Below are 21,972 nucleotides of genomic sequence, written 5' to 3' on the forward strand. Positions count from 1 at the left end.
GACGCAAACGATTACTATCTAATTAATCTATCAATAAACATGAAAAATAAGGATTAATAAATGAATAAAACTTGGTTAGCTATTACTATTGCTGCATTTTCAATGGCTTCGTTTGCGACAACAGAAAAATCGTCATCTCAACAAGCGGTCACTTTTGCACAACAATCTGCAAATGCTCTTGTTCTTCAAACTGATTTTAGTTTAAAAGATGGTGCTGTTTCTGCTATGCAAGGCGTTGCATTTGGGGTTGATCGCAATCTTAAAATGTTTGATTTAACACATGAAATCCCGCCTTATAATATTTGGGAAGCTGCATATCGTTTATATCAAACGGCAACTTATTGGCCTGCAGGTACTGTTTTTGTCAGTGTGGTTGATCCAGGTGTAGGGACCGATCGTAAATCGGTGGTACTCAAAACTAAAACAGGTCACTACTTCGTTACCCCTGATAATGGTACTTTAACCCTTGTGGCTGAATCTTTAGGTATTGATGTCGTTCGTGAAATTGACGAAACCAAAAACCGTTTAGAAGGCTCAGAAAAATCTTATACTTTCCACGGACGTGATGTTTATGCTTATACAGGCGCAAAATTAGCATCAGGGCAAATTAGTTTTGAAGAAGTTGGTGCAGAATTACCCGCAAAAGTTACTGAAATTGCGTATCAAAAACCAACCCTTGAAGAAGGGGTATTAAAAGGTAATATCCCTGTACTTGATATTCAATATGGTAATGTTTGGACGAATATTAGCAGTGAATTACTTGAAAAATCAGGTATTCAAAAAGATGGAAAGGTTTGTGTTGAAATCAAAGAACAACTGGATAATGAAGTGAAGGTTCATTACTCAGGCAGTATGCCTTATAAGAGCAGTTTTGGGGATGTCGAAGAAGGCAGACCATTAATGTATCTTAATAGCTTACTGAATGTCTCTTTTGCTTTAAATATGGACAATTTTGCGGAGAAATATAAAGTTAAATCAGGCGCAGAATGGTCAGTGTCATTAAAAGCTTGCGAGAAATAATCAGATAGGGATAATGTTCCCAAATCCATACTAATATGAAAAATGGGCGGTAATGCCCATTTTGTTTACCTATGCAACAGATAGAAAAACACCCTTTTCCTGCTATTTTACCCCCAAATGCAACAGTTATGATGATGGGGACATTTCCACCAACGCCTGAAAAACGTTGTATGGAATTTCATTACCCTAATTTTCAAAATGATATGTGGCGAATTTTTGGCAGTATCTTTTTTAACGATATTGACTACTTTCGAGTAGGTGATGAAAAACGTTTTGATCCAAAACGTATCGAAACTTTTTTACGAGAAAAAGGCATTGCACTGTGTTCAACGGCTGAAACAGCCATTCGTGAACAAGGAAATGCATCGGATAAATTCCTAAAAATTGTAGAACCTGTGAATTTAACTGATGTGCTTCAACAAGTTCCGCACTGCCGTTGGCTTTTTACTACAGGTGGAAAGGCGACAGAAACCTTGCTGACATTACTGCCTGAAAAAATCAAAGAGCCAAAAACAAATGGCTTTGTTCCTTTTCCTTATCAACCTGATCGTGAGCTTTTTCTATATCGATTGCCATCTACATCTCGAGCTTACCCCTTAAGTCTTGCTAAGAAGATTGATGCTTATCGGGCGTTTTTTATTCAGTCTGGGATACTTAAGGAGTCTTAATGAAATACGATTTACACTGTCATAGTACGGCTTCAGATGGTGTCTTAACGCCAACAGAATTAGTGCAACGAGCGGTCGAGCAAGGCATAAAGATGTTAGCGCTGACTGACCATGATACGGTTTCAGGTATTGCGGAAGCGAAAGCTTTTGCCCAATCTCAGCCTATCCAGTTTATTAGCGGAGTAGAAATTTCAATTTTATGGGAAGGCAAGAGTATTCACTTAGCCGCCTTGAACATTGATGAAACGCATCCTGCTATGGTTGAACTCTTAGAAAAACAGCGTTTATTGCGTCAGCAACGGGCAGAACTGATTGGGGAAAAATTGGAGAAAGCGGGCGTGAAAGGTGCATATCAAGGCGCAAAAGCCCTTGCCAGTGGCGAAGTGACTCGTGCGCATTATGCTCGTTTTTTAGTGGCAAATGATTATGTGCGTAATGATGAACATGCCTTTAAACGTTATTTAGGTATGGGAAAGCCGGCTTATGTGAAGCCAGTTTGGTGTAGCTTAGAAGAAGCAATCCAAGTGACGCACAAGGCAGGCGGTGTGATTTGTGTTGCTCACCCTTTACGTTACAAGCTAACTGCAAGATGGATTCGTCGTTTAATTGATGATTTTAAACAGGCAGGGGGCGATGGCATTGAAGTTGCAGGTTGTGCGCAAACGCCTGATCAACGCCAGCTCTTAACTCGTTGGGCAAAAGAGTTTGATCTTTATGCTTCTGCTGGCTCTGATTTCCATTTCCCTACAGGTTGGATTGAACTCGGTAAAAATCTGGAATTACCCGCAGAGTGCAAGCCTATTTGGCAATTGTTTTAACCTTATTTTCGACGACAAGCGGTTAGATCAGACAAATTATTTGCAAATTTTATTGTATAACTTTCCGCTTGTTATCTTTCTCATTGTGTAAATCAGCTGAAAAATGTTGATGAATTCGCTAAACTAGTACCATGATTTCCCCAAAGAGTAGCGCTCATGTCCGAATTTCAAAAAGCGAAAGAGATTTCAAAAGATAAACAAATCGAGCAGTTGAACATTGCTCCACATTCTATTGAAGCAGAACAGGCTGTATTAGGTGGAATTTTATTGAGTAATGATAACTGGGATGGCGTAGCCGAACGGGTACAAGCGGGCGATTTTTATAATCACGCTCACCGTTTGATTTTTGAAGAGATGGCAACGCTGTCTCGCAATAGCCAGCCGATTGACATCATAACCCTTGACCAAGTCTTGAAAAATAAAGGTATTTTGCAAGATGTGGGTGGCTTTGCCTATTTAGCAGAATTATCCAAAAATACTCCAAGTGCTGCCAATATTTTAGCTTATGCAGATATTGTCAGCGAAAGGGCAATCCGCCGAGAGTTAATCAGCGCCAGTAATAAAATTGCTGAGATGAGCTATAACCCAAAAGGGTTAAGCGTGAAAGAAGTGCTTGATGAAGCAGAGAGATCCGTTTTCCACATTGCAGAAATGCGTACAGCAACGGACGAAGGACCTAAAAAGATTGATGATATTTTGATGGAAACCTTGTCCCGCATTGAAATTCTATCGAGATCGAAAAATAACTCTGGGGTGACAGGGGTTTCGACAGGCTTTTCTGCCTTAGATCGTAAAACCGCTGGTTTACAGCCATCGGATTTAATCATTGTGGCAGCTCGTCCGTCTATGGGTAAAACCACCTTTGCTATGAATCTCTGTGAAAATGCGGCAATGGGAAATGTGGAAGTCGAAGATGAGTTTGGCAATAAAATTAAAAAGCCAAATAAACCTGTGCTGATTTTTAGCCTTGAGATGCCTGCGGATCAAATTATGATGCGTATGTTTGCATCGCTTTCTACCGTCGATCAAACCCGAATCCGTACGGGGCAATTAGATGATGAAGAGATGTCTCGTATTGGCAGTACGGTCGGTATTTTACAAGAGCGTGGCAATATTTATATTGACGATAGCTCGGGTTTAACACCAACGGAATTACGCTCTCGTGCAAGACGTGTATTTAAAGAGAGTGGCGGATTGAGTTTAATTATGGTGGACTATTTGCAATTAATGAGAGCGCCGGGTTTTGCCGATAATCGAACCCTTGAGATTGCAGAGATTTCCCGCTCATTAAAAGCACTGGCGAAAGAATTACAAGTGCCAGTTGTCGCACTTTCTCAGCTTAACCGTAGCTTAGAGCAACGTGCAGACAAACGCCCGGTTAACTCGGATTTACGTGAATCAGGCTCTATTGAGCAAGATGCGGACTTAATCATGTTTATTTATCGTGATGAAGTCTATCACGATAATTCTGATACCAAAGGCATGGCAGAAATTATTATTGGTAAACAACGTAACGGCCCGATTGGACGAGTTCCACTGGGTTTCCAAGGACAATTTTCACGCTTTACCAATTATGAAGGCAGTTATCAACTTGAGGACGAATAAAACAATGTTATGTGCAATTTATAAAAGCCCGAAAAAAGAAGGCATGTATCTTTACGTTGAAAAACGTGACCAGTTTGAGCAAGTACCTACGGAGTTGCGTCAAATTTTTGGCAAACCTGAATTTGTGATGTTGTTTAATTTAGTCGGCGAGAAACAGCTCAAGCGGGTAGATAATCAAGAAGTTTTGCAAAAAATCCAAACAGAAGGCTACTACTTACAAATGCCACCGCCACCTGAAAATCTGCATGCAGAATTTGTGGCAAGACAAAAAGGATTAAAATAATGCGTTGCCCATTTTGTTCGGCTGATGATACCAAAGTGATCGACTCACGCCTTGCGGCAGATGGTTATCAAATTCGCCGCAGACGTGAATGCCCTGAATGTAAAGAACGTTTTACCACTTTTGAAAGTGCAGAGCTTCTCATTCCTTATATTGTAAAAAATAACGGCAATAGAGAGCCATTTGATGAACGCAAATTAAGAACCAGCTTATCCCGAGCATTAGAAAAACGTTCTGTACATACTGATGATGTGGAAAAAGCGATTCATCATATTATTTTACAGCTACAAGCCACAGGCGAGCGGGAAGTTTCGAGTAAATTTGTCGGCGATCTTGTACTTAATGAATTAAAACGACTAGATAAAGTGGCTTATATTCGTTTCGCTTCCGTTTATTTAAGTTTTGATGATATTGAAGAATTTAGTAAAGAAATTGAGAAATTAAAATTAGATCAGTAACACGCCTTATATTTCATAACCTTTAAAAACAGTTTATGTAATTGCTACATAATATTGCATTGAAAATGCGTGAGAAACTCTCTCACGCAATACTCAATTTAGTCTTTATCCCAAGGATAAACACCGCCATGGCGCTCAAGATGTTGCTGTTGCTTTTGTGCAGTAAGCTGGTAATTGATCTGTCTTATCCTTTCTCTACTTAAATGAGGGAAGTAATTTTCCAAAGTAGTAATAAAGCCCATATCATATTTGTCTAAATCATATAGATAATTGACAGTGAATTCTCTTGTACTGCAATGATTAGCTCCTAATTTTATAAGAGCATTAAATACATTTGTATCATTTTGTAGACCACTATACCAAAATTGTGATGTCAATATAGCTAACTCTCTTCTCATCATATAACAATTGGTATCAATATGATGTTTTTTGTGAGAGATTGTATTCATTTTTATTGTCGAATCATTGACAGTAATAGTGAAATTATATGGATTATCTAGTCTATTTTCATAAAATCCAATAGATTCTAATGTATCTTTAGAAATAAACTGTCCATTTGGAGAATAAAAATTGCGGAACGAATAGACATAATCCGCCCCTGATTCATTCAAGGTTTTTACTCCCATTTCAACGTGAGTTGGTTCGTACCAGTTATCATCATCTAAATAGCAGATTGCATCTTCTTTCACTAAAAATGGTGCAATGGCATTGATACTGCTGTTCGTCCAACGATTTGCCCCAGTATTCATTGGTAAATAAGTGGCAATCACGTCAGGATATTTATCTAAAATGGCTTTAGCGTCCGCCGCAAATTGTTCCCCATCGATAAATACATAATGCTTACAAGGGTAAGTTTGAGCTTTAACACTTAAAATTGCTCTTTCAAGGTGTGCTCTTCCGATAGTCGATGTAATTACCGCAACGGAATAAATTGTTGATTGTTTATCGGTCTGCATTAGAAATATCCTTAATTAAAACTTACAACTTAATTGTTTGAATAATATTCAAAATCCGCTTATCCGAAATTGGATACTTCGTTCCTAACTGCTGTGCAAATAAGCTCACTCGTAGCTCTTCGATCATATAGCGAATTTCCAACACGTCATCAGAAATTGGTTTGGATTTCGGTAGTTTCGCCAACAGTTGCTGATAGGCGTTTTGAACCTGTTCCACACGCAACATTTTGGCTCGGTCGGCGTTGCTGTCCACGGCGAGTTTATCTAACCGCTTGTCGATAGCGGTGAGATAGCGGTGTAAATCTGCAAGGCGTTTGTAGCCTGTTTTGGTGACAAAATCAGGGTAGATCAAACCTTCAATTTGGGCTTTGATGTCGGAAAGCGCAAATGCCATTGTAAAATCTAGCTTGCCTTTTAACCGCTTGTTGATTTCATAGGCAAGGGTGAGATTTTTTTCCACCTGTTTGGCAATTTCGATTGTTGTATCGTTCAAATTCGCTCGTACAAATTCGTGCAAGGCGTTGAATTTCTCTTCCGTCCACACAAAACCGCCGAAATCGTCAATCAGCTTATCCACCGCACAGGCGATACAGTCGTCAATCAACTCTAACACTTTGCCGAACGGAGCAAAATAAAGCCCGAGTTTCGCTTTATTCGGCAGTTTTTCGTGCAAATACTTAATCGGCGACGGCACATTAAGCAACAACAGGCGGCGTAAGCCTGCTTGCATTGCTTTGGCTTGCTCAAATTCTGTTTCAAACAGCTTGATCCCCACGGCTTCTTTTTCATCGACAATCGCAGGATACGCCTTCACGCTGAAATGCTGTTTTTTCTGCTCGTAAAATTGCGGTAAATCGGCAAAATTCCACAAATGCACACCGCTTTGCTCAATACCGTCATCGGCGATGTTGGAAAGTGTATGCTGCACTTGATCTTTTAATTGAAATTTCAGCTCGTCTAAATTTTCGCTTTCGGCAATTTTTTTGCCTTTGTCGTCAATCACACGGAAACTAATGCGTAAATGGGCAGGCAGTTGGCTTAAATCCCACTGCTCAGGCTCAACGCTCACGCCTGTCATTCGGCGAAGTTCGTAACTTAAACTTTCCAGCAACGGCTTTTTGAACGGCTCGGCTCGGGACAAAAAGGCTTCCGCATAGTTTGGGGCAGGCACGAAACTACGGCGAGTGGCTTTCGGCAAGGATTTTATCAGGGCAATCACCAACTCTTGTCGCAAGCCGGGAACGTGCCAGTCAAAGCCGTCAGGCTCAACTTGGTTGAGCAACGGCAACGGAATATGCACGGTGACACCGTCCGCTTGTGAGCCGATTTCGAACTGATAACTCAATTTGAGCTTGAGCGAGCCTTGATACCAAAAGTTCGGGAAATCCAGCTCGCTCACCTTGTTAGCGTTGTCGTTCATCAAAAACGATTTTTCAAAGTTGAGCAGTTCAGGATCTTTCTGCGATGCCTTTTTCCACCAGCTGTCGAAATGTTTGCTCGACACCACGTCTGTGCCGATCCGCTGATCGTAAAACTCAAACAGCACCTGCTCGTCCACCAAAATATCACGGCGGCGAGATTTGTGTTCCAGCTCTTCAATCTCTTTGATCAAGCGGTTATTTTCTTTGAAAAATTTGTAATTATTGTGCCATTCGCCTTCCACCAACGCCGAGCGGATAAAGATCTCACGGCTCACCACAGGGTCAATCGCCCCATAAATCACAGGGCGATTTGCCACAATCGGAATGCCGTAGAGCGACACTTTTTCATCGGCAACCACCGCCCCTTTCGACTTCGCCCAACGTGGTTCGCTGTAACTGGATTTGGTCAAATGCTTCGCCAACGGCTCCACCCATTCAGGTTCAATCCGTGCCACCATTCGTCCCCACAATTTGGTGGTTTCCACCAACTCTGCTGCCATTACCCATTTTGGCTGTTTTTTGAAAAGTACAGAGTTTGGGAAAAGGTAGAAGTGAGCGTTTCTAGCCCCTAAATAGTGCATTTTTTCGTTATCTTTTAAACCAATATGCGACAACAGCCCAGCCAATAAAGCGGTATGAATTTGCTGATAATTTGCGTCTTCGCTGTTAATCGGCAAGCCCATTTCACGCACCGCAAGGCGAAGTTGATGATAAATATCCTGCCACTCACGCACCCGCAAATAGTTGAGATAATCCTTTTGGCAGAGCTTGCGAAACTGGTTTTTGGTCAGCTCTTTTTGTTGCGTTTGAATGTAGTGCCACAAATTCACAAACGCCAAAAAATCGCTCTCTTTATCGGCAAAACGGCGATGTTTATCGTCCGCCGATTGCTGTTTTTCCTGCGGACGCTCACGGGGATCTTGAATAGAAAGAGCGGAGACAATCATCATCACTTCGTGCAAACTGCCGTTTTTGGCGGCTTCGATCACCATTCGAGCAAGGCGTGGATCGACAGGGAGTTGGGCGAGCTGGCGACCGATTTCTGTGAGGCGATATGCCGAACGCTCCCCCCTTTGTAAAAGGGGGGCAGGGGGGGATTTTTTCGCATTATCAAATCCCCCCGCTACTGCGTAGCGACCCCCTTTTTCAAAGGGGGTAATAGCTTCCAACTCTTCCAACAAACGCACACCGTCCTGAATCTGCTTCCCATCAGGTGCATCAACAAACGGAAACGAAGCAATATCCGTCAGCCCCAACGCCGTCATCTGCAAAATTACGGACGCTAAATTGGTGCGTAAAATTTCAGGATCGGTAAATTCAGGGCGTGAGTTGAAATCGTCTTCCGAATACAAGCGGATACAAATCCCTTCCGAAATACGACCGCAACGCCCTTTACGTTGGTTGGCGGACGCTTGCGAAATCGGCTCAATCGGCAAGCGTTGTACTTTGGTGCGGTAGCTATAACGGGAAATACGAGCCGTTCCCGTGTCGATTACATATTTGATATTCGGAATGGTCAGTGAAGTTTCCGCCACGTTGGTAGCAAGAATAATGCGATTTAGGCTACTTGGATTGAAAATCCGTTGCTGTTCTGCGGCGGATAAACGGGCGTACAACGGCAAAATTTCCGTGTGGCGAAGTTCCTGTTTCTGCAAGGCTTCAGCGGTATCACGGATTTCACGCTCACCGTTCATAAAGATCAAAATATCGCCCCTGCCTTCCGCTTGCAGTTCGTCCACCGCATTGAGAATGCCTTGTAGCTGGTCTTGATCTTCTTCTTCGACAATCGGGCGATAACGCACTTCCACAGGGAAAGTTCTGCCCGATACTTCGATAATCGGAGCGTTGTTGAAATGTTTGGAAAAGCGTTCCACATCAATGGTTGCAGAGGTGATGATCACTTTCAGATCAGGGCGTTTCGCCAAAATCTGTTTCAGATAGCCGAGAATAAAATCGTTGTTGAGCGAGCGTTCGTGGGCTTCGTCAATAATCAATGTGTCGTATTGATTGAGATAGCGGTCGTTCTGAATTTCGGCGAGCAAAATCCCGTCCGTCATCAACTTCACTAGCGTGTTATCGCTAATCTGATCGTTAAAACGGACTTTATAGCCGACAGTCGAACCGAGTTCCGATTTCAACTCTTCGGCAATACGGCTTGCCACCGAGCGAGCGGCAATACGGCGTGGCTGGGTATGTCCAATCAACCCTTTCACCCCACGCCCAAGTTCCAAACACATTTTCGGCAACTGAGTCGTTTTACCCGACCCCGTTTCCCCTGCAATCACCACCACTTGATGTTCCGTAATCAGTTTTAAAATTTCATCACGGCGAGCAGATACAGGCAGATCGGGATAGTCGATGTTAAGCTGTTCTGCTTGTTGTTTACGTAACGAAAAACGGGCTTTACAAGCGGTAAGATCGGTTTCAATTTCTGCAATAACGGCTTGTTTGGCTTGGTCGTTTTTAATGTTCGCAAGCCCCTGAATGCGAGAATGCAAACGGCGATAATCGATATTAGTTAGATCTTTAAGTTGAGCCATTAACGCCTTTTGCGTTTCATCAAGCGGTCGGTTTTTAAGATTTTTTTGCATATTTCAAATTTAATTTACGATTTTCCAATGACCAACGACAAAATCCCTGCCGCAATGAGCGGTCCGACAGGTACGCCTTTAAGAAAAGCAACACCAATGATCGTGCCGATCAATAAGCCGGTGACTAACACCGGTTGTGCGCCCATTAAGTTTACGCCACGTCCGCCAAGCCAAGCTACCGCAATACCTGCAATAATGGCGACAATCATTTTCCAGTTTAAAAGTTGAACCAGTTCAGGAAACGCAATCCGCCCTGAAACAAGGGGAGCAAGCACGCCGATAGTGAGAATAATAATGCCAATTTTAATGCCATATTGATCCAAATAAGGCACATATTTTGCGAGCAAGGTTTGTTGCATAATCAGTAAGACTGCACCAGCAATAGTAACAGCACTGTTTTGGCTGAAAATGCCGAGTAAAATTAAGGCAACGAGAAGTAAGGCAACAGAGTTAAATTGTAGTGACATCGTGGTAATCGTAGCAATAAAAGTAAAATCCCTTACTTATGCAAAGTAAGGGATAAGGTAAGTTATTCGGTTAGTTGATAAATCGCATTAGTCCCATAATTAAGCTCATCGCAGCCACAATAATACCGACCATTTTGTACATCGTGTCTGTGAGCCGAGTTTCTAGTTGAGCTAATTTTGTGTCAAATTTAGCTTCCATTTGGGTCATTCTCAACTCAAAATCAGCTTTACTTAGCAAAGTCCGCTGGCTTTGCTCAAGTGCATCGTCTAATGCATCAGCAAAAGCCTCCGCCACTTCAGGTGGTTGGTTGGCTTCTTGTAGCTTTTTCACAAAGCGAAGTTTATCAAATCGAATACTCATTGTTGCGTCCATTTGTTGTTCCTTGTGTGATTGATATGCTTAAAAAATAACATAAATCACACAACGGGTTTGGGCTAATTTTGTGATCTGCGTCGAAAAACAGAAAATTAACTTGCAACCATTACCATTGCTGGTCGAATAACTCGTCCGTGTAAGGTGTAGCCTTTTTGTAATACCACGCTGATGTGGTTTGGCTCAATGCCTTCGGCAGGTTGCATTGAAATGGCTTGGTGAAGTTCAGGGTTAAAGGCTTCGCCCACTACGCCAACGGCTTCAATACCGAAGTTGTTTAAGGTTGAAATTAAGCCTTTGAGCGTTAATTCCACCCCTGATTTCACGCTTTCTTCTGCTCCCTCAAGGGCTTGCAAACCACGCTCTAAGTTATCGACCACGTTCAACATCTCTTTTGAGAATTTTTCCAACGCAAACTTATGGGCTTTTTCCACATCTTGCTCTGCACGGCGGCGGATATTTTCAATCTCTGCTCTCGCACGAAGTTGAATATCTTGTTCGCGTTTATCCGCTTCGGCAATGTATTCTTCAAGCTCTTGAACTCGGGCAATTGCCTCTGTAAGCGGGTCGATTTCCGCATTTTCTTGCGATACGGTTTCTTGCACTTCAGGCTCCACAGCTGTTTGTTCTGCTGTTTCTGTTGCTTGGTTAAGTTCTTGTTCTACTTGTTCTTTTTCAGTTTGGTTAGTCATTGTCTATCCTCAAATTTTGACTTTGCAAATTTTTGTACTAAAACGACCGCTAATATAGCGACAAATTAAGGGATTTCAAGGTATAAATGATTATTTTCCATTGCAATCTGTTTTCTTTAACCACTTTTCGCTATAATCGCCACAATTTTTTCAAAATTTTAGATAAGAAGGATAATAAATATGATGCGTTCTCATTATTGCGGTGTGTTAAACCGTACTCACGTTGGTGAGCAAGTAACATTAAGCGGTTGGGTACACCGTGTGCGTAACCTTGGTCGTTTTATTTTTATGCAAATTCGTGACCGTGAAGGGATCGTGCAGGTTTTCTTTGATGAGAAAGATGAAGCGTTGTTCAAACAAGCGTCAGCGTTGCGTGCCGAAGCCTGTGTGCAAATTAAAGGCGAAGTGATTGCCCGTGATGAATCTCAAATTAATAAAGAAATGGCAACGGGTGAGATTGAAGTGTTGGTGAAAGATCTGTTGGTCTATAACAATTCAGAGGTATTGCCCCTTGACTTCAACCAAAATAACACCGAAGAACAGCGTTTAAAATATCGTTATTTGGATTTACGCCGTCCTGAAATGGCGGAGCGTTTGAAAACCCGTGCCAAAATCACTAGTTTTGTACGCCGTTATATGGACGACAACGGCTTCCTTGATATTGAAACGCCAATGCTCACCAAAGCGACCCCTGAAGGTGCGCGTGACTATTTAGTGCCAAGCCGTGTGCATAAAGGCAAATTCTACGCCTTGCCACAATCGCCACAGTTGTTCAAACAGTTGCTGATGATGTCGGGCTTTGACCGTTATTATCAAATCGTGAAATGTTTCCGTGATGAAGATTTGCGTGCGGATCGTCAGCCTGAATTTACCCAAATCGATGTGGAAACCACCTTTATGACCGCCCCTGAAGTGCGTGCGTTAATGGAAAAAATGATTCGTGGCTTATGGTTGGAGCGTTTAAATGTCGATTTAGGTGAGTTCCCACAAATGACCTTTGCCGAAGCAATGCGTCGTTACGGTTCAGACAAGCCTGATTTGCGTAATCCGTTGGAATTAGTCGATGTGGCGGATATTTTAAAAGACGTTGAGTTTAAAGTGTTTAAAGAGCCAGCGAATGATCCTGAAGGACGTGTGGCGGTGATCCGTGTACCAAATGGAGCGGAAATTACCCGTAAACAGATTGATGAATATACTCAATTTGTCGGCATTTACGGTGCAAAAGGCTTGGCGTGGGCGAAAGTGAACGATGTTAATGCTGGCTTAGACGGCTTACAAAGCCCGATTGCGAAGTTCTTAACAGACGATGTGGTAAAAGCGTTGTTGGCACGTGTCAATGCTCAAAATGGCGATATTATCTTCTTTGGTGCGGACAGTGAAAAAGTTGTGACCGATGCAATGGGTGCGTTGCGTTTGAAAGTTGGACGTGATCTAGGTTTAACGGATCTCACCGCTTGGAAACCGCTTTGGGTAGTGGACTTCCCGATGTTTGAGAAAGATGATGAAGGCAACTGGTCAGCAATGCACCACCCGTTCACCGCACCGAAAGATTTAAGCCCTGAAGAGCTTGTAAAAGATCCGAAAGGTGCCGTGGCGAATGCTTACGATATGGTGATCAACGGCTATGAAGTCGGCGGAGGTTCTGTGCGTATTTTCGACCCGAAAATGCAACAAACAGTCTTCAGCATTTTAGGTATTAACGAAGAAGAGCAGAAAGAGAAATTTGGCTTCTTGTTAGACGCATTAAAATTCGGTACCCCACCGCACGCAGGCTTGGCGTTTGGTTTAGACCGTTTGACGATGCTCATCACTGGCACAGAAAATATCCGTGATGTAATCGCATTCCCGAAAACCACTGCTGCAGCTTGTTTGATGACAGACGCACCGAGCTTTGCTAATCCAAAAGCGTTGGCGGAATTGGCTATTCAGACAACGGTTGAAAAAGAGTAATGGAGATAGGGGCGGAAATTTTCGCCCCTTGTTTTATCTTGCTATTTCCTGTTTTGATTTTATAATGTGCCAAAATGACACAGGAGTAAAAGATGACACAAGCAAGTTTACCCCGAATTACCGCTCGAATTGATGTGGCAACCCAAGAATTACTGCTTAATGCGGCAGCGTTAGTGGGTATTTCTAGCCTAAATTCGTTTGTGCTAAACGCTGCGATTGAAAAGGCAAATGCAATTTTGCGTGAAGAAAAAATGACGCAGTTTAATGATGAAGATACCCGTTTGCTGCTGCACTATTTGGATAATCCACCTGAACCCAATGCCCATTTGCGATCGCTTTTTTTAGATGAGCAAAGATAGTCAATGGATATTCAGTTATTAGATCCCAGCATTCATCATCGCAAATATTTTGACTGTGGTAACCCGATCTTAAATCGCTTTCTGCAGCAGACAGCAAATCAGCAAGCGATGAAAGACACGGCACGCACTTATGTGTTGGTCGAACCGCAGCAGCCGACGATAATTTTAGGATTTTATACCTTAACAATGACACGGCTTGATGTGGCAGAATTACCTGAAATGTTACAAAAACAGGCAAAATTTCCACTTTCGGCAGGCTTATTGGCTCGTTTGGCGGTGGATAAAAAGCATCAACAGAAAGGCTATGCGAAAATCCTGTTGCGTGATGCGTTGAAAAATCTCTATCAAGCAAGTCGTATTGTTGGTTTCCCAATTATTGTGGTTGATGCAAAAGACGGCGTGGCGGATTTTTATCAAAAGTATGGTTTTATGCCCATTCAGCAAAGTCCAAATCGCTTATATTTAATGGCTAGAACCCTAGAAACATTGTTATAACAGAATAGCAGACAATGAATTACAAAAATCCCAATTCTGTCTTAGTCGTGATTTATGCAAAAAAGACGAATAACGTTTTAATGCTCAAACGCCAAGACGATCTAACCTTTTGGCAGTCGGTGACAGGCACGATTGAGATGGGCGAAGAGCCTTATCAAACAGCACTGCGTGAAGTTAAAGAAGAAGTCGGAATTAATATAATTGCTCAAAATTTAGCACTTTATGATTGCAAAACAAGTGTGAAATTTGAGATTTTTCCGCAATTCCGCTATAAATACGCCCCTGACGTAACGCATAATACGGAACATTGGTTTTTATTGGGCTTGCCCGATGAAATCGAACCGATTTTGACGGAGCATTTGGCGTATCAGTGGTTGCCTGTTGAAGAAGCTGCAGCATTGACTAAGTCGCCAAATAATGCAGAAGCGATTGTAAAATTTTTGCAAAAATAGACCGCTTGGAATATTCGTAGGGGCGGAGTTTATCTCCGCCCAAGCGATAGAAAACATTTTTCGGGCGGGGATAAACCCCGCCCCTACATATAGAGCAACATAGTTGCTACAAATTTAATTAACATTAAAAATTCAGAAAGAAGGAAACAATAGAATGGCAGGTCATAGTAAGTGGGCTAACATTAAACACCGCAAAGCAGCACAAGATGCGCAACGTGGTAAAATTTTTACTAAATTAATTCGTGAATTAGTGACTGCGGCAAAATTAGGCGGCGGTGATGTCAGTTCAAATCCACGTTTACGTGCGGCAGTAGATAAGGCGTTATCTAGCAATATGACACGTGATACGATTAATCGTGCGATTGATCGTGGTGTGGGTGGTGGTGATGACACCAATATGGAAACAAAAATTTATGAAGGTTACGGTCCGGGTGGAACTGCGGTGATGGTTGAGTGTCTAAGTGATAACGCTAACCGTACCATTTCACAAGTTCGCCCAAGCTTCACTAAATGTGGTGGTAACTTAGGTACTGAAGGTTCGGTTGGCTATCTGTTTAGCAAAAAAGGTTTAATTTTAATTGCAAGTGCGGATGAAGATGCATTAACCGAAGCAGCAATTGAAGCAGGAGCAGATGACATTCAGCCACAAGAAGATGGTTCGTTTGAAATCTACACGGCTTGGGAAGACTTAGGCACAGTGCGTGATGGTATTGAAGCAGCAGGTTTCAAAGTTGAAAACGCAGAAGTGACAATGATTCCATCGACTACGGTAGATTTAGATGCGGAAACTGCACCTAAATTATTAAAATTAATCGATATGCTAGAAGATTGTGATGACGTTCAAAACGTTTATCATAATGGTGAAATCAGCGATGAGGTCGCTGCCTTACTTTAATTTTCTTTTTCGGAGAATATGATGAAATTTGTTAAATTCCTTCCAGCTGTTTTGGCTTCTGTTGTTTTAGCTGCATGTTCAACTGTATCTGATGTCGCATCTTCTACTGTAAGTGCGGTAGGTGATGCGGGTAGCGCAGTCGTTGATGGCGCGAAATCTGCAGGTGGTGCTGTTGTTGACGGTGCAAAAGCGACGGGCAGCGCTGTTTCTAGTGGTGTAACAGCAGCGAAAGATATGGTAACAGGTTCAAAAACAGTTGCTTATACTTGTAGCGTGAATGGTAAAACAAACCAGCCTGTTTCAGCAGTTTATACGTTCAATAACGGTGAAGCAGCGACAGCAACAGTGACAATTAACAAGAAAGTTGTGGGTAAAAACCTTAAAGTAGATACCGCTTACACTGATGGCGTGAAATTTGTTTCTGGCACAAACGTATGGAGTTTAGATATGGGCTTCAATGAGAAAACTGCGGAAACAACAGTCCCAGTGATGTTTACGGCAAATAATCAAATTCTTGCGAAAAACTGCTCTGTCGCAAAATAATTTGATTATCTGATTGATATTTAATATAAAGTGGATTTGTGAACAACAGATCCACTTTTATTTTTAGGAAAATATGGCAATTATTTTAGGTATTGACCCAGGCTCTCGAGTGACAGGCTACGGCGTGATTCGTCAAACAGGGCGACAATTAGAGTATTTAGGTAGCGGAGCCATTCGGACTTCGGTGGAAGATTTGCCAACACGCTTAAAACGTATTTATGCTGGAGTGACGGAAATCATTACCCAGTTTCAGCCCGATATGTTTGCGATTGAACAAGTATTTATGGCGAAAAATGCGGATTCAGCGTTAAAACTTGGTCAAGCAAGGGGAACGGCGATTGTAGCGGCGGTCAATCACGATTTGCCGGTGTTTGAATATGCCGCTCGTTTGGTGAAGCAAACTGTGGTTGGTATTGGTTCTGCAGATAAAGTGCAGGTGCAAGATATGGTGACACGTATTTTACAGCTTTCAGCCAAACCGCAAGCCGATGCGGCGGACGCTTTAGCCATTGCGATTACCCATGCTCATTCTATTCAACATTCGTTGACGGTGGCAAAGCAGAGTAATCAAGCAGTTTCCAGCGAAAAAGAGCAGATTTTAGCCTTGATGAAAACAAGGTATAGCCGTGGGCGATTTAGATTAAAGGGGTAAATGTTGTTCCTTTACCCCTTTAGAATTAGATCGCTGCAGTGACGACAATTTCCACTTTCCAATTTGGATTCGCCAGCTTGGCTTCAATCGCCGCCCTTGGTGGTGAATTGCCTTCGGCAACCCATTCGTCCCAAGCTCGATTCATATCATCAAACTCGATCATATTAGCCACAAAAACTTGCGCCATGAGAATACGGCTTTTATCTGTTCCTGCTTCGGCAAGCCATTTATCAATTTCAGCTAATACTTGTTTGGTTTGACCATACATATCAAGGCTATCGTCTTCAGGAACTTGCCCTGCAAGATAGGCAATGCCATTATAAACCGCCATTTCAGAAAGGCGTTTACCAACTTGGAAACGTTGAATCATCGTAATTCTCCTTTTTGTAAGCGGTCAGATTTGAGAGACACTTTGCAAGTGTTTTATCAAAACTAACCGCTTGTGTTTATGATTATTCTACTTTAACAATCCAGCCTTCAGGGGCTTCCACATCACCAAACTGGATACCTGTTAGCTCTGCATATAAACGTTTAGTGATAGGTCCAACTTCTTTTTCTGAATAGAATACATGGAAGTGATCACCGTTTTGAATTCCACCAATAGGGGTAATGACTGCCGCTGTACCACAAGCGCCAGCTTCCACAAATTGATCTAATTGATCGATATAAACATCACCTTCAATCGCTTCCATACCTAAACGTTCTTTCGCTAAATGGAGTAGTGAGTATTTGGTAATACTTGGTAAAATGGATGGCGATGCAGGTGTAATAAATTTATTATCTTTAGTGATACCAAAGAAGTTTGCTGCACCAACTTCTTCAATTTTAGTGTGGGTTTTAGGGTCAAGATAAATGGCATCAGCAAATTTACGTTCAACGGCAAGTTCATGTGGTAATAAGCTTGCGGCATAGTTTCCACCGACTTTTACACCACCTGTACCATTTGGTGCTGCGCGGTCATAGTCTGATACAAGGAAATTAGCAGGTGCTAAACCGCCTTTAAAATAAGCACCGACAGGTACGCAGAATACTGAAAAAATGTATTCAGGCGCAGCTCGTACCCCAATATTTTCCCCCACACCGATAACAAAAGGGCGTAAATAAAGTGTTGCACCAGTACCGTAAGGCGCTAACCATGATTCATTTGCTTTAACGACTTCTTTACAAGCTCGAATAAACATTTCAACAGGAACTTGTGGCATTAACAAACGGTCACAGGTCACTTGCATACGTTTTGCATTTTGATCTGGGCGGAATAAGTTGATTGAACCATCTTTGCAACGGTAGGCTTTTAAGCCTTCGAAACATTGCTGTCCATAATGTAATGCAGTAGAACCCTCATGAATATGGAGTGTATTGTCCGTCGTTAATTCCCCGTCATCCCATTGTCCATTTTTCCAACGAGCGATAAAGCGATAGTCTGTTTTGATATAAGAGAAGCCTAAGTTTTGCCAATCAATATTTTTTGTTGTCATGTTGTTGTGTCCTTTTTTGTGAGTATTAGAAAAATAAATTTACACTATTCTAGAACAAAATGAATAAGTTAGAATCAAAAAAATAAGAAAAGTTGAAGAAAAAGTCGCTTTTTGTAGCAGGATTTATAGATTCTGTTAGAATAAGGTCTGTTTAGGTATAAAAAAACCGCCCAAAGCGGGCGGTAGCTAAACCAAAAAGGTTCAAAATATACAGGAAGTGAAATGAGTAACTTTCGTTACTCTAGTCTAGTTACCTAGACCAATATGCAAACACAACATCATACTTAAAATTCAAAAATAGCCAAAGACAGCTATCACTATCCATCTAAGTACGGTGCGAATTTTAAAGATGTTTGACCACTTATACAAACGAGATTTTTTAATTTTATTAATCAAAAAAAATAATGGATAGCGAAAGTCACTTACGACATAGAAATTTATGAACAACAAAAAATTACCTCCTTTAAATGCACTAAAAGCTTTTGAATCTGCAGCTCGTCATTTGAACTTTACTAAAGCTGCAGAAGAGCTATTTGTCACACAAGCTGCAGTGAGCCATCAAATTAAGTTACTAGAAGATTTTCTAGATATTCAGTTATTTCATCGCCGAAATCGTATATTAGAATTAACAGAATTGGGCTTGCAATATTTCGATGAAATTAGACCGCTATTGGAACAAATTGCCAAAGCAACAGATAAAATCCGTTCTAAAAATAAACGTCAGATTTTGACGATCAGCGTGCCACAAACTTTTGGTATGCACTGGCTCGTACCTCGTTTAAATGACTTCCACGAAAAGTTTCCTGATGTGGAAGTGCGTATTAAAGGCGTAGATCAAGATGAAGGGCAATTAGGTAAAGAAATTGACGTGGCGATCTATTATGGTTCAGGTAAATGGGAAAACGTTGAGTTTATTCGTTTGACAGAAGCGCCACTAGTCATTTTGGCTTCGCCTAAATTTTTAGAAGAGAATCCATTGAAAAAGCCAGAAGATTTAATTGGGAAAACATTATTACATGTATTTAGTCGTAATAAGTGGAAGAGAACAGTTGAACATTTTGGTTTATCAGCAAAAATTGATGTTGAAGAAACAGGGTCTATGTTCAGCCATACCTTTATGGCACTTCAAGCAGCGATGCATCAACAAGGGATTGCGATTGCAAATAAAACTATTGCACAACATGAGCTAGATCAAGGTAATTTAGTTGAGCCTTTTGCAACGGGCTTGAATGATGAAAAATCATTTTATGTTGTTTTTCCACCACAGATGGCGGAAATAGAAAAAGTACAACATTTCGTACAATGGATTACAAATGAAATCTGAATAAAAGCATCATTAATTAGAAATTAACGAGAGTAGAATGATTCTACTCTCGTTTTTTTATATCCAAAAATGAGTACAAAGAGTAAAATCTCAAATTAAAACTAAATATTAAATGAGGGATAAATGAAATATCAATGGATTTTGTTTGATGCGGATGAAACACTGTTTTCATTTAATTCATATTTAGGGCTTAAAACAATGTTAGCTCGTTATGGCATTGATTTTAGTGAGACTGATTATGATGCTTTTCAGGAAATCAATAAACCGCTATGGGTTGCATATCAAAATAAAGAAATTACTATTCAGCAACTGCAAACGATACGTTTTGCTCAATTAGCTGAAAAAACAGGAAAAGATGCTTTAGCATTAAATCAAGAATTAATGGCTGAAATGGCTATTGTGAGTAAACCATTACCAAATGTAATGGAAATGCTTCATGCTTTGCATGGAAAAGTGAAAATGGGCATCATCACAAATGGATTGGAAGCTCTTCAGCAAAAAAGATTGGAAAATACACAAACTGTTCAATTTTTTGAAACGGTGGTTGTGTCCGAAATTATTGGTGTGGCAAAGCCTGACCCTAAGATTTTTGAATTTGCTTTTGACCAAATTGGCAATGTCGATAAGTCTCAAATTTTAATGGTGGGCGATACGCTAACGTCTGATATTTTAGGAGCAAACCGTGTGGGGATTGACTCTTGTTGGTTTAATCATACAGGCGAGAACAATAAAACAGATATTCAGCCGACTTATGAAATTACGGATATTAGACAATTAATTCACATTGTAAGCGGTCAGATCTAATTAATATTTTGCAAATAGGACAGGAAAATGAAATTACAGCAACTTCGCTATATTGTTGAGATCGTTAATCAAAATCTCAATATTACTGAAGCCGCAGAAACGTTGTATACATCCCAACCAGGCATCAGTAAACAGGTACGTTTATTAGAAAGTGAGCTTGGCATCAATATTTTTGAGCGTAATGGAAAGCATATTCGTGGACTTACCCCTGCGGGTGAAAAGATTGTGGCGATTGCTCGTGAATTATTGGTAAAAGCACAGAGCATTAAATCTGTAGCCGAAGAACAAACTCGCCCAAATAAAGGGGTGTTACGTATTGCGACGACCAATACACAAGCTCGGTATATGTTGCCTTCTGTGATTGAAAAATTTAAGGAACGTTATCCAGAAGTCAGTTTGCATTTACACCAAGGTTCACCGAATCAAATTTACGATGCATTAATGGCGGGGGATGTGGATTTAGCGATCACGACGGAAGCACAATATCTCTTTGAAAATGCGGTTTTATTGCCTTGTTATATGTGGAATCGTTCAGTGATTGTCAAACCTGATCACCCCCTTGCAGAGCTTGCGAAACAAAATCGAAAATTAACTGTCGAAGAGCTTGGAAAATACGACCTGATTACTTATACCTTTGGTTTTACAGGTCGTTCAGATTTAGATCATGCATTTAATAAAGTGGGTATTTTGCCGAATATTGTGTTTACGGCAACGGATGCAGACGTAATTAAAACCTATGTACGCCTAGGGCTTGGCGTTGGGATTATGGCAACAATGGCACATACTGAACAAGATACCGATCTTGTTGCGATTGATGCAAGTCATTTATTCCAATCAAGTATGACGCAGATAGCCTTTAAGCGAGGAATGTTCTTACGTAACTATATGTATGATTTTATTCACTATTTTTCACCACATCTAACCAAAATGCAGGTGGAAAGAGCAGAGCAGTTACGTGATAACAATGCAATATTACGTATGTTCGAAACGACAAAATTAGAGGAAAAATAATGAAATTGTTTAAAAAAGCATTATTACTAGCGGTCACTTCTTTCGGTTTTTTTGCAAATGCCATGGCGGAAGATTTTAATATTAAATATAGCTCAAATTATTTAATGCCCGCTTATGTTCATTTTAAAAATGATGGGCGTAATTATTCGATTGTGTCGAAAATTAATGTCCCTTTATATAACATTGTTTTTACGGCAAAAGGACAAGAGCGTAATGAGCAGTTTAATATGCTTAGCTACCGTGATTCTCGAAATGGTAAAACTTATGCTATGGCAGAAATTGACTCAAAGAATATTCAATATGGGAAAGTGGCAGATCCATTGAAAAAAGAAACATTAACAATGCCAACCTTTGACCTGTTCTCGGTAGCGTTTCAGCTAAGTTATTATGGTAAATTGCCAAATAGTTTCCAAACAACCAATGGTAAAAAACTCTATCCAACAGAGAATGTTGTACTGAATCAAACGAAGAAAATGATTAAAGTAAAAGGGCAAAGCTATGAAGAGATTACTTACCGTTTCAAAACGGGGGATAAATATATCACGGTGAAGAAATTTGAAGGTGAAAAATTCCCACGCTTTATTTCTTATAATAGAGATGGTGATAATTACGAACTTGAGTTTGATAGTTTTGTAAAATAAATAAAGGGGCGAAAGCCCCTTT

At 41.0% G+C, this 21,972-nt stretch carries 24 protein-coding genes; 17 read left to right on the top strand and 7 right to left on the bottom strand.

Annotated elements, in window-relative coordinates; translation table 11 throughout:
* Window positions 1–60: 60 nt before the first annotated feature.
* From C5N92_RS08755 to nrdR, 6 genes are all read left to right on the top strand, one after another.
* Window positions 61–1,020 carry an SAM hydrolase/SAM-dependent halogenase family protein gene (locus C5N92_RS08755; RefSeq protein ID WP_111750473.1) on the top strand — a complete coding sequence of 320 codons (960 nt, stop codon included), beginning with the start codon at window positions 61–63 and terminating at the stop codon, window positions 1,018–1,020.
* Between the two features lie 71 nt (window positions 1,021–1,091).
* A complete protein-coding gene (locus C5N92_RS08760; protein ID WP_111750474.1) occupies window positions 1,092–1,688 on the top strand; it encodes a DNA glycosylase in 597 nt (198 codons plus the stop codon).
* Complete coding sequence (gene rnm / locus C5N92_RS08765) at window positions 1,688–2,506, top strand: RNase RNM (RefSeq protein ID WP_111750475.1); 819 nt, start codon at window positions 1,688–1,690, stop codon at window positions 2,504–2,506. The genes C5N92_RS08760 and rnm overlap by 1 nt, the downstream gene beginning before the upstream one ends.
* Window positions 2,507–2,662: 156 nt before the next feature.
* Window positions 2,663–4,111 (top strand): replicative DNA helicase, encoded by a 1,449-nt coding sequence (locus C5N92_RS08770; RefSeq protein ID WP_111750476.1) that lies wholly within the window; start codon window positions 2,663–2,665, stop codon window positions 4,109–4,111.
* 4 nt (window positions 4,112–4,115) lie between these two features.
* Window positions 4,116–4,394, top strand: a complete 279-nt coding sequence (locus C5N92_RS08775) for a YcgL domain-containing protein (protein WP_111750477.1) — start codon at window positions 4,116–4,118, stop codon at window positions 4,392–4,394.
* The gene (gene nrdR / locus C5N92_RS08780) at window positions 4,394–4,849 is read left to right on the top strand and encodes a transcriptional regulator NrdR (protein WP_111750478.1); all 456 of its coding nucleotides are present in this window, start codon (window positions 4,394–4,396) and stop codon (window positions 4,847–4,849) included. The genes C5N92_RS08775 and nrdR overlap by 1 nt, the downstream gene beginning before the upstream one ends.
* Before the next feature lie 98 nt (window positions 4,850–4,947).
* Here nrdR and C5N92_RS08785 read toward each other — a convergent pair whose 3' ends face one another.
* The 5 genes from C5N92_RS08785 to grpE form a co-directional block, all read right to left on the bottom strand.
* A complete protein-coding gene (locus C5N92_RS08785; RefSeq protein ID WP_111750479.1) occupies window positions 4,948–5,805 on the bottom strand; it encodes a glycosyltransferase family A protein in 858 nt (285 codons plus the stop codon).
* 22 nt (window positions 5,806–5,827) lie between these two features.
* Window positions 5,828–9,817, bottom strand: a complete 3,990-nt coding sequence (hrpA, locus tag C5N92_RS08790; RefSeq protein WP_111750480.1) for an ATP-dependent RNA helicase HrpA — start codon at window positions 9,815–9,817, stop codon at window positions 5,828–5,830.
* 14 nt (window positions 9,818–9,831) lie between these two features.
* Complete coding sequence (locus C5N92_RS08795; protein ID WP_111750481.1) at window positions 9,832–10,284, bottom strand: DUF441 domain-containing protein; 453 nt, start codon at window positions 10,282–10,284, stop codon at window positions 9,832–9,834.
* 70 nt (window positions 10,285–10,354) lie between these two features.
* Entirely contained in the window at window positions 10,355–10,657 is a 303-nt protein-coding gene (locus tag C5N92_RS08800) for a CCDC90 family protein (protein ID WP_111750482.1), read from the bottom strand.
* Between the two features lie 95 nt (window positions 10,658–10,752).
* On the bottom strand, window positions 10,753–11,349 hold the full coding sequence (gene grpE / locus C5N92_RS08805) for a nucleotide exchange factor GrpE (protein WP_111750483.1): 597 nt from the start codon (window positions 11,347–11,349) through the stop codon (window positions 10,753–10,755).
* A gap of 180 nt (window positions 11,350–11,529) precedes the next feature.
* Here grpE and aspS point away from each other — a divergent pair, with 180 nt between their 5' ends.
* The 7 genes from aspS to ruvC all read left to right on the top strand — a co-directional run bounded on the left by aspS (window position 11,530) and on the right by ruvC (window position 16,695).
* Window positions 11,530–13,299 carry an aspartate--tRNA ligase gene (aspS, locus tag C5N92_RS08810; protein ID WP_111750484.1) on the top strand — a complete coding sequence of 590 codons (1,770 nt, stop codon included), beginning with the start codon at window positions 11,530–11,532 and terminating at the stop codon, window positions 13,297–13,299.
* 92 nt (window positions 13,300–13,391) lie between these two features.
* Window positions 13,392–13,658, top strand: a complete 267-nt coding sequence (locus C5N92_RS08815; protein WP_111750485.1) for a type II toxin-antitoxin system TacA family antitoxin — start codon at window positions 13,392–13,394, stop codon at window positions 13,656–13,658.
* Between the two features lie 3 nt (window positions 13,659–13,661).
* A complete protein-coding gene (locus C5N92_RS08820; protein ID WP_111750486.1) occupies window positions 13,662–14,153 on the top strand; it encodes a GNAT family N-acetyltransferase in 492 nt (163 codons plus the stop codon).
* A gap of 14 nt (window positions 14,154–14,167) precedes the next feature.
* Window positions 14,168–14,605, top strand: a complete 438-nt coding sequence (gene nudB, locus C5N92_RS08825; protein ID WP_111750487.1) for a dihydroneopterin triphosphate diphosphatase — start codon at window positions 14,168–14,170, stop codon at window positions 14,603–14,605.
* A gap of 154 nt (window positions 14,606–14,759) precedes the next feature.
* The gene (locus C5N92_RS08830; protein WP_111750488.1) at window positions 14,760–15,500 is read left to right on the top strand and encodes a YebC/PmpR family DNA-binding transcriptional regulator; all 741 of its coding nucleotides are present in this window, start codon (window positions 14,760–14,762) and stop codon (window positions 15,498–15,500) included.
* Window positions 15,501–15,518: 18 nt separating this feature from the next.
* Window positions 15,519–16,043, top strand: coding sequence for a Holliday junction resolvase (locus tag C5N92_RS08835; protein ID WP_369828942.1), 525 nt, complete (start codon window positions 15,519–15,521; stop codon window positions 16,041–16,043).
* 73 nt (window positions 16,044–16,116) lie between these two features.
* Window positions 16,117–16,695, top strand: a complete 579-nt coding sequence (gene ruvC / locus C5N92_RS08840; protein WP_111750490.1) for a crossover junction endodeoxyribonuclease RuvC — start codon at window positions 16,117–16,119, stop codon at window positions 16,693–16,695.
* A gap of 25 nt (window positions 16,696–16,720) precedes the next feature.
* Here the strand turns inward: ruvC and C5N92_RS08845 are convergent, their stop codons facing one another.
* Window positions 16,721–17,065 carry a RidA family protein gene (locus C5N92_RS08845; protein WP_111750491.1) on the bottom strand — a complete coding sequence of 115 codons (345 nt, stop codon included), beginning with the start codon at window positions 17,063–17,065 and terminating at the stop codon, window positions 16,721–16,723.
* 82 nt (window positions 17,066–17,147) lie between these two features.
* Window positions 17,148–18,209: a branched-chain amino acid aminotransferase gene (locus tag C5N92_RS08850; protein WP_255409129.1), complete on the bottom strand. Its 1,062-nt coding sequence runs from the start codon at window positions 18,207–18,209 to the stop codon at window positions 17,148–17,150.
* A 400-nt stretch (window positions 18,210–18,609) separates the two neighbouring features.
* Here C5N92_RS08850 and C5N92_RS08855 point away from each other — a divergent pair, with 400 nt between their 5' ends.
* From C5N92_RS08855 to C5N92_RS08870, 4 genes are all read left to right on the top strand, one after another.
* The gene (locus C5N92_RS08855) at window positions 18,610–19,494 is read left to right on the top strand and encodes a transcriptional regulator GcvA (RefSeq protein WP_111750493.1); all 885 of its coding nucleotides are present in this window, start codon (window positions 18,610–18,612) and stop codon (window positions 19,492–19,494) included.
* A 123-nt stretch (window positions 19,495–19,617) separates the two neighbouring features.
* Window positions 19,618–20,298, top strand: coding sequence for a pyrimidine 5'-nucleotidase (gene yjjG / locus C5N92_RS08860; protein ID WP_111750494.1), 681 nt, complete (start codon window positions 19,618–19,620; stop codon window positions 20,296–20,298).
* A gap of 27 nt (window positions 20,299–20,325) precedes the next feature.
* Window positions 20,326–21,309 carry an HTH-type transcriptional regulator CysB gene (gene cysB, locus C5N92_RS08865; RefSeq protein WP_111750495.1) on the top strand — a complete coding sequence of 328 codons (984 nt, stop codon included), beginning with the start codon at window positions 20,326–20,328 and terminating at the stop codon, window positions 21,307–21,309.
* Window positions 21,309–21,950 carry a hypothetical protein gene (locus C5N92_RS08870; RefSeq protein WP_111750496.1) on the top strand — a complete coding sequence of 214 codons (642 nt, stop codon included), beginning with the start codon at window positions 21,309–21,311 and terminating at the stop codon, window positions 21,948–21,950. The genes cysB and C5N92_RS08870 overlap by 1 nt, the downstream gene beginning before the upstream one ends.
* The last annotated feature ends 22 nt before the right edge of the window (window positions 21,951–21,972 follow it).

Source organism: Glaesserella australis, assembly GCF_003260095.1.
In the GTDB taxonomy this organism is placed as follows: Bacteria; Pseudomonadota; Gammaproteobacteria; order Enterobacterales; family Pasteurellaceae; genus Glaesserella; species Glaesserella australis.